General features: G+C 68.9%; 9 protein-coding genes and 2 pseudogenes. 9 read left to right on the top strand and 2 right to left on the bottom strand.

Going from position 1 to position 9,478, the window contains the following annotated elements:
* The first annotated feature begins 76 nt into the window (after positions 1-76).
* From ACIGXW_RS05495 to ACIGXW_RS05470, 6 genes are all read left to right on the top strand, one after another.
* On the top strand, positions 77-1,642 hold the full coding sequence (locus ACIGXW_RS05495; protein WP_399570068.1) for an FAD-dependent oxidoreductase: 1,566 nt from the start codon (positions 77-79) through the stop codon (positions 1,640-1,642).
* Positions 1,643-1,666: 24 nt separating this feature from the next.
* Positions 1,667-2,686 (top strand): JmjC domain-containing protein, encoded by a 1,020-nt coding sequence (locus tag ACIGXW_RS05490; RefSeq protein WP_399570065.1) that lies wholly within the window; start codon positions 1,667-1,669, stop codon positions 2,684-2,686.
* A 39-nt stretch (positions 2,687-2,725) separates the two neighbouring features.
* Positions 2,726-3,136 (top strand): hypothetical protein, encoded by a 411-nt coding sequence (locus tag ACIGXW_RS05485; RefSeq protein ID WP_360908449.1) that lies wholly within the window; start codon positions 2,726-2,728, stop codon positions 3,134-3,136.
* 112 nt (positions 3,137-3,248) lie between these two features.
* Positions 3,249-3,533: a hypothetical protein gene (locus ACIGXW_RS05480; protein WP_360908447.1), complete on the top strand. Its 285-nt coding sequence runs from the start codon at positions 3,249-3,251 to the stop codon at positions 3,531-3,533.
* A 252-nt stretch (positions 3,534-3,785) separates the two neighbouring features.
* On the top strand, positions 3,786-5,015 hold the full coding sequence (locus ACIGXW_RS05475; RefSeq protein WP_399570062.1) for a GNAT family N-acetyltransferase: 1,230 nt from the start codon (positions 3,786-3,788) through the stop codon (positions 5,013-5,015).
* A gap of 57 nt (positions 5,016-5,072) precedes the next feature.
* Entirely contained in the window at positions 5,073-5,690 is a 618-nt protein-coding gene (locus tag ACIGXW_RS05470) for a class I SAM-dependent methyltransferase (protein ID WP_399570059.1), read from the top strand.
* A 31-nt stretch (positions 5,691-5,721) separates the two neighbouring features.
* On the opposite strand, the pseudogene ACIGXW_RS05465 reads toward ACIGXW_RS05470, so the two are convergent.
* Positions 5,722-6,108 (bottom strand): annotated as a pseudogene (locus ACIGXW_RS05465) (chlorophyllase); the annotation flags it as partial.
* Between ACIGXW_RS05465 and ACIGXW_RS05460 the strand changes: the two are divergent.
* Positions 6,104-6,244 (top strand): annotated as a pseudogene (locus ACIGXW_RS05460) (TetR family transcriptional regulator); the annotation flags it as partial. The pseudogenes ACIGXW_RS05465 and ACIGXW_RS05460 sit on opposite strands and share 5 nt — an antisense overlap.
* A 60-nt stretch (positions 6,245-6,304) precedes the next feature.
* The gene (locus ACIGXW_RS05455) at positions 6,305-6,739 is read left to right on the top strand and encodes a VOC family protein (RefSeq protein WP_071967143.1); all 435 of its coding nucleotides are present in this window, start codon (positions 6,305-6,307) and stop codon (positions 6,737-6,739) included.
* 106 nt (positions 6,740-6,845) lie between these two features.
* On the opposite strand, the gene ACIGXW_RS05450 is transcribed toward ACIGXW_RS05455, so the two are convergent.
* On the bottom strand, positions 6,846-7,238 hold the full coding sequence (locus ACIGXW_RS05450; protein WP_399570057.1) for a VOC family protein: 393 nt from the start codon (positions 7,236-7,238) through the stop codon (positions 6,846-6,848).
* Between the two features lie 786 nt (positions 7,239-8,024).
* Here ACIGXW_RS05450 and ACIGXW_RS05445 point away from each other — a divergent pair.
* Complete coding sequence (locus ACIGXW_RS05445) at positions 8,025-9,440, top strand: hypothetical protein (protein ID WP_399570055.1); 1,416 nt, start codon at positions 8,025-8,027, stop codon at positions 9,438-9,440.
* Positions 9,441-9,478: the final 38 nt, after the last annotated feature.

Here is a 9,478-nt window from a genome sequence, read left to right as displayed (position 1 = left end):
CATAAGGGCCTTGAGGGCCGGCGTCTTCCGTCGTGACATCCCTTCGACGACCATCCCTGCGATACGGAGCGACACTGTGCATCCCCTCGACTACGACGTGATCATCAGCGGCACCGGGCCGACCGGGCTGATGCTCGCCTGCGAACTGGGCCTGGCCGGGCTGCGCGTGGCCGTGCTGGAGCGGCTGACCGAAGCGGAGAAGGCGGGCCGCGCCGGGCCGCTCAGCTCCCGCGTCCTGACCGTACCGACGGTCGAGGCCCTGGACCGGCGCGGCCTGCTGCCGCACCTGCGCAAGGCCCAGCAGGCCACCCTTCAGGCGTACGGCCTGGACGACCTGCCCGATGACTTGCCGGATGACCTGCCCGATAACCTGCCGGATGACCCGCCGGCCGACGCCCCCCGGCTGATCGGGCACTTCTCCCTGATCCTCCTTCGCGCCGAGCGACTCGACACCGCCGACCCCGACTTCACCGGCCGCTTCCCCGAGGCCGAGTGCGGTTTCGTCGGACGGGAGGAGTTCGAGGCCATGCTGGCCGCCAGGGCCACCGAGCTGGGCGTCTCCCTCCACTACGGCACGGAGCTCACCGACCTGTCCGCCGATCCCGACGGGGTCACCGTCACCGCCGGAACGCAGCGGATGCGCGGCCAGTGGCTGGTCGGCTGCGACGGAGGGCGCAGCCTGGTCCGCAAACTCGCCCGCTTCCCGTTTCCGGGCATCGACCCGGAGTTCACCGCGATCCAGGCCGTGGCCGAGCTCGACGCCCCGCTTCCGGTACGGGCCTTCACCGACGGCGGCACCATCGGCTGCCAGCAGATGCCCGACGGCACCAGCCTCGTCGCCGTCACCGAATTCGACCGGCTCCCCGAGGACCGCGACCGCCCGGTCACCACCGCCGAACTCCAGGACGCCCTGCACCGGGTCAGCGGAACCGCGGTACGCGTCACCGCGCTGCACGCCGCCTCCCGCTACACCGACACCACCCGGCAGGCCGCCGACTACCGCGCCGGACGCGTCCTGCTGGCCGGCGACGCCGCCCACGTCCACCCGCCCTACGGTGGTCAGGGCCTCAACCTCGGCATCGGCGACGCCGTCAACCTGGGCTGGAAACTGGCCGCGACGGTCCAGGGCCGGGCCCCGGAAGGACTGCTGGACACCTACACCGCCGAACGCCACCCGGTCGGCGCCTGGGTGCAGCGCTGGACCATGGCGCAATCGGTGCTGCTGCGCCCCGAGCCCCGCATCCGGGCTCTGCGCCACATCGTCGCCGATCTGCTCGACAGCGTCACCGGCACCACCTATGTGGTCAAGAAGGTCGCCGGGGTGTGGCAGACCTACGACCTGCCCGGCACCCACCCCCTGACCGGCCGGCCCGTGCCGGAACTACCGCTCGACGACGGCAGCCGGCTCGCCGACCACTTCCACCCGGGCCGGGCGGTGCTGCTGGACCGTACCGGCGACCTCCTGCCGGCCGGGCCCTGGGACGACCGCCTGACCCGGGTGACCGCGCACAGCGCCACCGGGCCCGCGGCGCTGCTCGCCCGCCCGGACGGCGTGGTCGCCTGGGCGACCGACGGCGAAAGCGACCCCGAGGGCCTGACGGCCGCGCTGCGCACCTGGCTCGGCTCCAGCCCGAGCCACTGACCGCGCTGACCCCGAGGAGCCACCTTGACCGACGCCCTGCACCGGCTGACCGGCGACGACCCGCTCGAGGCGGTCTGGCGGAAGGAACCGCGCGTCTTCCGCCCCGCCGATCCGCCCACCGGCCTGCTGACCCTCACCGACCTCGACGCCGTACTCGACTCCCGCCTGCTGCGGCTGCCCTACCTTGAACTCGTCACCACCGAGCGCACCGTGGATCCGTCACGCTTCTGCCCGCCCCGTACCGTCCAGGGCCGTCCCGTCCACGGCTACCCCGACCCCGCGGCCGTACGGAACCTGGTCGCCGACCAGCACACCTTGCTGCTCCGCTACGTGGACCACTGGCACGCTCCGGTGACCGTCTTCTGCGCGCGCCTGGCGACCGCGCTGCGGCGCAAGGTGGAAGCGTTCTACTTCGTCACCCCGCCCGGGACCCAGGGCCGCCCGGTGCACCGCGACGACGCCGACGTCTTCGCGGTGCAGATCACCGGGGCCAAGGACTGGTACATCCACGACGGCCCGCCCGCCGACGGGCACTGGACCCCCGACCGCACCGACTCCCCCGGCCCGCTGCGGCTGTCCACCCGCCTGGAGCCCGGCCAGGTGCTGTACGTGCCACGCGGCTTCGCGCACCGTGCGGTGGCGGTCGAAGGCACCGTGTCGACCCATCTGTCCCTCACCGTCCGCGAAGCGGGCACCCCACACCTGCGCGCACTGCTGAGCGGCCTGCTCACGGAAGGCCCGGCCCTCCCACCCCGGCCCGGCACCGACGCCGACCTGATCGACGCGGCCGGCCGACTGCTGGACCACGCCCGGACGGTGCTGGCCGAACTGGACGGCACCAGCCTCCTTGACGCCGTCCGCACCTCGATGGTGGCCGCCCACGCCCCGGCAGCCGGCGCACCGACCTTCCAGGAGCTGGCAGCAGCCACTCGCGGTCGCGGCCGTCCGCTGTGTTCGTGGTCTTCCACGATGCCCGTCGGCTTGATCGCCGGGCAGGGTAGGAACCGCGACGGCAACACAGCAGTACCGCACAGGGACGGTTGACGTCGCGTCACGAGTCATATCTCTTAAAGGAGAATTTTCATGGCCCTTGCCTTCCTCCGCCGCCGTGCCCTCAGCGCCGGTGCTGTCGCTCTGGCGGCTTCCGCCTTCGTGGGCGTCATCGCCACGACTCCGGCGCAGGCTTCCACCTGCAGCGTCCAGGGACACGGCGGCTCGTACATCTGCGAGTACGGCACGACGACCGTCACCTTCCCCAACGGTCAGCAGCAGATCTTCGTCATCGGCACGGACCACGCGGTGTGGACCACCTACAACTACGCGAACGGTGACTGGTCCAGCTGGGAGTCGATGAACGGGGCGGCCCGTAGCGGCGTCAGCGTCACGGGTGACAGGACCTGGGAGCCGACCATCACGGTCACCGGCACCGACGGCAACAAGTGGTCCCGGCACCGTCTGGACTCCGGCGCCTGGACCTCCTGGACGCGCCGGTAGCCGTCAGGACTCTGCGCCCAGCCGGGCTTGAGCACCCGCACGTCCCCTCTGGTCATCGCTCGTCACACATCACTCCACATCACTGCGATATTTGAATTCCTTTAGGAGAGTCATGCGTATCCGTAATGTTCTGCCGGTCGCACTTCTGGCCGTCTCCGGCCTCTTCATCGGGGCCGGCAACGCCTCGGCCGCGGGGGGTTACCCCGGCTTCCAGTGCTTCAAGACCCAGGACCGCAACCAGTACTGCAGCGATGCCAAGGTGAAGAACCACGCGACGGGCGCCGCGTGGATCAAGACCTGCCCGGAGGACGTCCTGAAGGCCGTGTCGGGCAAGCCGTACATCCTCGACAAGCGTCCGGCTGCCGCCAAGAGCTGCGAAAAGCCGAGTGCTTTGTGATCAATCCTCGGGTTCCGCCCCCTGCCCAGGGGCGGAACCCGTCGCCGGACACTCACCGGCTCAACGGGCCTTCGGCGCCGCCCGGACGGGGCGGCTAGTACTCCGGCCGGGGCCTCGGCCGGCGGGAACCGGGCTCCGGTGATCGGCCGTGGGCCCGGCCGTAATTCGCTTGCCCCGACCACGGGCCAACGCTGCACTGTGGCCAGACACCACGAGTCGTGGTGCCAGTGTCTTGAGGAGGCGACGGCAGCAATGGAGATCCGTTCCACGACCGACAAGGATCTCGACGTCTTCGTCGACACACTCCATGCCGCGTTCGGGCTCTTCCCGGAAACCCCGACCGAGGGCGGCGGGGTCTGGTGGTCGGCGCTCGAAATGGACCGCAGCCTGCTCGCCATGACGGCGGACGGGCGGCCCGTCGGCACCGCCGGTGCGTACTCCTTCGAGCTCACCCTGCCCGGTGAGACCCTCGTCCCGGCCGCCGGAGTGACCGCCGTCGGCGTTCTGCCCTCCCACCGGCGCCAGGGCGTGCTCAGCGCGATGATGCGGCATCAGCTCACCGAGCTGCGGGCCCGCGGGGAATTCCTCTCCGTGCTGCTGGCCTCGGAGGCCCCGATCTACGGCAGGTTCGGCTACGGCCCGGCGACGTACACGGCGCGGCTGACGGTACCGCGCCACGGGGCCGCCCTCGCCGTTCCCCGGGCGCGCGGAGTGGCCGGCGCACCAGCGGCCGCCTCGGACACCGGCTCGGTCGAGGTGCTGCGGCGTTCCGGGTGCGGCGAGATCCTGGAAGAGGTCTACGACCGGTACCGCCGCGCACAGCCCGGCGCGCTGTCCCGGCCGCACCGCTGGTGGGCGTCGCGCGCGGGGCAGCCCCCGATCGCGCCGGCACCGCGCTACGTCGCCGTTCACCGGGACGCCGACGGTGTCCCGGACGGGTACGCCAGCTACTCGATCGAGTCCGGCATATTGACGGTCGACGAGACCATCGCCACCGACGACGCCGTCTTCACGGCCCTGGCCCGGTTCGTACTCGGACACGATCTGGTCACTCAGGTCGTGTTCAAGCACGTCCCGCCCGAGCACCCGCTGCGCTGGCAGCTCGCGGACTTCCGCGCCGGCGAGGTGAGCGGCGACACCGACTGGCTCTGGGTCCGGCTGCTGGACGTCCCGCGTGCGCTGACCGCGCGCGGCTGGTTCACCGACGGCGAGCTCGTCCTCGACGTCGAGGACCCGTTCCTCGGCGAGCTCGGCCGCTACCTGCTGACCGTCCGGGACGGCAAGGCCGACTGCGTCCCCACGGACCGGGAGCCCGACCTGTCCCTGGACGTGCGCGACCTGGGCTCGGTCTACCTCGGCGGCACCGCCCCGAGCACGCTCGTACGTGCCGGCCACATCCGGGCCCACCGCCCGGACGCGGCCTCCCTCGCCGACGCCCTCTTCCGCGCCGACCGTGCCCCGCACTGCCTGCACTGGTTCTGACCCGCGCGCGCCAACCTGGGCGCGCTGCCACGCCATGCCGGTGACTACGGTGATGCGATGGACTACTGGAACCACAACGTGCACTATCACCCGCTCGTCCTCGGGGCGGTGCCCGACGCGTGCAGCACGGCCTTGGACATCGGATGCGGTGAGGGACTGCTGGCGCGCAAACTGGCTCACCGCGTCCGCACCGTGACAGGAGTGGACAGCTCCAGCGAGATGATCCGGCTTGCCCAGGAGCGCAGCTCGCATTTACGCAATGCGACCTTCGCGGAGGCTGACTTCCTCGACGACTCACATGGTCTGCTTATGGAGGGTCGATACGACTTCGTCAGTGCCGTAGCGGTAGTCCATCACGTCGAGTTCTCGAAGGCGATCAAAGCCATGGTCCGCCTGCTCGCGCCGGGCGGACGCCTGGCAGTCATCGGCCTTGCCCGCAACGGGACTCCACTGGACTGGATCATCAGTGGCGTCGGCGTCCCGGCAGCCCGGCTGAACGCCCTCCGTCACGGAGGCAAGACCGACCCGGACGATATGCCCATCCAATTGCCCACCATGGCATGGGGCGAGGTGCGCCAAGAGGCGACACGCCTCCTGCCCGGGTGCCGCTTCCGCCGCCACCTGCTGTGGCGCTACTCGCTCGTTTGGGACAAGCCTGCCGAAGGCTCAAGGTGAGTCGAACCTGGACACTTCAGGAACTCCGCAGCTACTTGGATTCGACTCGTCCTACCGGGTCGGGGCCGGTCGTCAGTGCCTCGCACGCGGTCTGCCATGTGGGGGCGCCGGGGTGGAGCTGGGTGTAGAGGTAGGCCGCGGTGAGCCGGGCGAGGGCGGCAACTCGCCCGGGGTTCTCGTCGGTGGTCTCGGCGGCCTCGTATCCGGCGATCCCGCCGAGTCCGTGCTCCGCGTCGAACAGGGCGACCTTGGTGTGGTCGATCCGTCCGGCGAGCTGTGGCACGGCGTTCTCGAGCACGTCGAGCCGGTCGAGGACGTGCGTCATGTCCTCGGCGCGGGAGCGCCAGAAGAAGGGTGCTCCGGTGGCGTCGGCGACCAGGTGGCTCAGTGTCCTGGAGGTGAGGTGGGTGGGCATCAGGCCCGCCACGCAGCCGTACGAGCTGATGCGCGGCATCGGCAACCTCTGCATCGGCCGCGACCACGACCCCCGCTACGACCCCCGACGCCTGATCGCCCTCCTCCTCCAGGGTCTCCAGCGACCTCACGCGTCCTGATGACGAGGTCGCCGGCGACCCCGCGCATCGGTGAACAGCACGCGCCACTATGGTGGACCGATGGCATCGGTCAAGCAGTTCCAAGTCACCTTCGACTGCGCAGAACCTGAGCGCGTCGCTCGTTTCTGGTGTGAGGTGTTGGGGTACGTCGTACCGCCGCCACCGGAGGGGTTTGCCACTTGGGACGACTTCGATCGCTCGCTGCCGCCTGAGCGTCAGGGTTCAGCGTTCGCCTGCAGTGATCCCTCAGGTGTGGGCCCGCGCCTGTTCTTCCAGCGCGTTCCCGAAGGCAAGGTCGTCAAGAATCGGCTGCACCTTGACGTACGGGTCGGCACCGGGCTCGTGGGTGAAGAGCGCCTCGCCGCACTCGAGGCCGAGTGCGGCCGACTGGTCGCGCTCGGCGCGGTACGCGTGCGACTCCTGCGTGCCGATGGCGTCTACGAGTCGTGCATCGTGATGCAGGACATCGAGGGCAACGAGTTCTGTCTCGACTGAGGGGACGCGAACGTGTCCTCGTTCTGTTCCCATGGGCCAGGACGGAGAACCGCCCGGCCTGTCAGGGCGCTGCGGGGGTGCCCCGGCCTCGCGCAAGGCCGACTGCCTACTGCGGCTGTGTTGCGATCTGAATCAGGTTGCCGCAGGTGTCGTCGAGGACGGCGATGGTGACATCGTCCATGTCCAGGGGCTCCTGGCTGAAGTGGACTCCGAGTCCGCGCAGGCGCTCGTACTCCGCCTTCACGTCGTCGACGGCGAACTGGGCGAGCGGGATGCCGTCCTTGACGAGCGCGTCGCGGTAGGTCTTGGCGGCCGGGTGGCTGGCCGGCTCCAGGAGGAGTTCGGTACCGCCTGGGTCATCGGGCGAGACGACTGTCAGCCACCGGTCCGTCTCGCCCACCGGGACGTCGTGCTTCTTCACGAAGCCGAGGATCTCGGTGTAGAAGTGCAGAGCCTTTGCCTGGTCGTCGACGAAGACGCTGGTCAGATGGATCTTCACGGGATGCTCTCCTTCGGTTCGGGTCTGTCGGGCATGAGCCATCACTCGACGATCTGCCGCGGCGAGGCTTTGTTCAGGCGGTCTGTAGCGCCCCCCCCCGCCTGGGCTCGACGACTGTCGGCGCCGGCCGCCAGGGTTTCGTCGCCGGCCGGTCTGGGCGAGGAAGGTGACGGCCTGGCTGAGCCTGGCGCGTAAGGGCGAGCGCCTGCGTCGGCACCGGTCCGCTTCAGCCCGTCGTCGGACCTGTACCGGGCACGCCCGGCCAACAGGCGCTCGTATACCGGGATGAGCGGCTGGTCGGCGCACTGGCAACGGAAGTCGGGATGGGCCGGCGAGGTGACGTCCATACTGGAGTGAACGAAGAGCCCGCAGCAGGGACACCCAGGCACGCGGGCCATGAGCTGTTCGGCCCAAGCCCAGGTCACACACATCGTGGTGGCGGCCGTGGGGAGCCTCCGCCCCTCTCACCATTGCCGTCGGCCTTCTCCCCAAGAGCGACGAGATCTGCATCGGCCTGACACCGAGCGTACGGTCCGGCCGTTAGCGGTCCGCAGTCTGACACAACATTCACAGCAGCATGTGTAATGGATATGCCGCACAGAGGGCCGCAAAAGCGCGGAGGAATCATTTCACCAACACCGAACACCAGCCACCTGAGAAGTACTTGAACGCGCACCTCACGGCGTGCGTTCAAGCCATTCTCCCAACGGCCACTTGCGCGGCAGCCACGCCGGGCCGATAGTAGACACTTCACTCTTGAGCGGCACATCGAAGGAGTGGTCCAGAATGCTGGGCACTGGCGAACCCGTGGAATACCCACTCCTCAATGGCACCGCTGATCCGCAGTTCGTCACCGTCGGACCGGATGGATATCTTTGGGTGACGACCGAGTGGACCGGGCTCGTCCAGGTGAATCCGGCAAGCCTTTCCAACCAACTCGCGGTCACCGACGAAGTCCCCACCCCCTGCATCGGAATCATTCCGGACCCCCGCCCGAGTCGAACGGACGGGAGGAAGGCCGTATGGTTCACCTGCGTCTCCGATTGGGCCGGAGACTCGGTCGTCCAATACGACATCGTGGACCAGAGGCGACTCACCGGAGTCAAGCTTTCCTATGACTCCTGGGTTCAGACCCTCACGTGGCTCCTGATCGATACGGGCGCCGCCGGGACACCCGCGTATTCCTATTGGATCATGTTCGCCGAGCCCCTGCATACTATGGTCGGATATTGTGACGCGGAAGACGAGTCCGGCACTCCCAACACGTATCCGTTTCCGGACGCCCAGCAGAACCCCGTCTACGACACCTGGCTCCGGTCCGTGGCCGTCACTGCTCCGGCGAACGTGAAATCGCCCGGCGATTGCACCTATTGGGTGACGGGTCAGGCCAGCACGGGAGACTATCCACGGAAGACGAACAGCCTTTACAGGTATACCCCCGCCAAGGACGAGCAGCCTCAGCCCATTCCGCTCCCCGGGGGAAGCAGCCAGAAGCCGGTTCACGTCGTCGCCAGCCCCAATGGGGACGCGGTATGGGTAGGCACCGAAAATCCAAGCCAGATCTGTCGGTACGACACAGCCCTCCGCAGCTGGACGCAGCGGTTCATCTCCGGATTCGGCGCCCCTCGACAAATGATGCTGGGCACGGACGGAAATCTCTGGGTAGCGACCAGCAAGAGGATCTCACGCTTCCGTACGGACAAGAGCATTACCGAACTCCCCGGCCCGTCCCTGCCGAACGGCGGCGACGCCATGGGGCTGTGGGTGGACAAGCACGGCAAATGGGTCTGGTACACCAACCCGACCAACAAGTCGATAGGGCAGTACCCGATTCCTGATGACCCCGAAACTCCCTGCGGGAAAACCCAGTTCGTGTCCCAACTGGTGACGGAGACAGCGCCGTGGCAGCGCACCGGAATGCCGGGCGTGGTTCAGTACATCAGCAACGGCCTGCCCATCCCCGGCGTGCCGCTCACCTGCCGTGTGGTCTCCGACGGAGGCACGACGTTCAGCGACGGAACGACAGAGACCCTCCTGGCCACGGACGCCCGGGGCCGGGCCGCGCTCCCCGCGCTGCGGGCCGGCCGCGAGGAGGATCGGGTGGTGCTGAAGGTCGGCCATGGGGACTATGAGCCTCCCACCACGATCTCCCTCTGCGTGCGGTCCGATCCGGGCAAGGGTGCCGAAGCGGACGAATCGTGACCTCTCCGGAGGGGGTGAGCCGGGTGACACCATCGCTG

It is taken from the genome of Streptomyces sp. NPDC053079 (assembly GCF_044546695.1).
Taxonomy (GTDB): Bacteria; Actinomycetota; Actinomycetes; order Streptomycetales; family Streptomycetaceae; genus Streptomyces.
Note: the sequence above shows the minus strand (reverse complement) of the source record. Positions and strands in the feature narration are given on the sequence as shown.

What these genes read in the sequence shown, in the direction of transcription:
- ACIGXW_RS05485 (WP_360908449.1), top strand. Translation starts at nt 2,726, where the DNA reads ATGGCCCTTGCCTTCCTCCGCCGCCGTGCCCTCAGCGCCGGTGCTGTC.
- ACIGXW_RS05470 (WP_399570059.1), top strand. Translation starts at nt 5,073, where the DNA reads ATGGACTACTGGAACCACAACGTGCACTATCACCCGCTCGTCCTCGGG.
- ACIGXW_RS05445 (WP_399570055.1), top strand. Translation starts at nt 8,025, where the DNA reads ATGCTGGGCACTGGCGAACCCGTGGAATACCCACTCCTCAATGGCACC.
- ACIGXW_RS05475 (WP_399570062.1), top strand. Translation starts at nt 3,786, where the DNA reads ATGGAGATCCGTTCCACGACCGACAAGGATCTCGACGTCTTCGTCGAC.
- ACIGXW_RS05480 (WP_360908447.1), top strand. Translation starts at nt 3,249, where the DNA reads ATGCGTATCCGTAATGTTCTGCCGGTCGCACTTCTGGCCGTCTCCGGC.
- ACIGXW_RS05455 (WP_071967143.1), top strand. Translation starts at nt 6,305, where the DNA reads ATGGCATCGGTCAAGCAGTTCCAAGTCACCTTCGACTGCGCAGAACCT.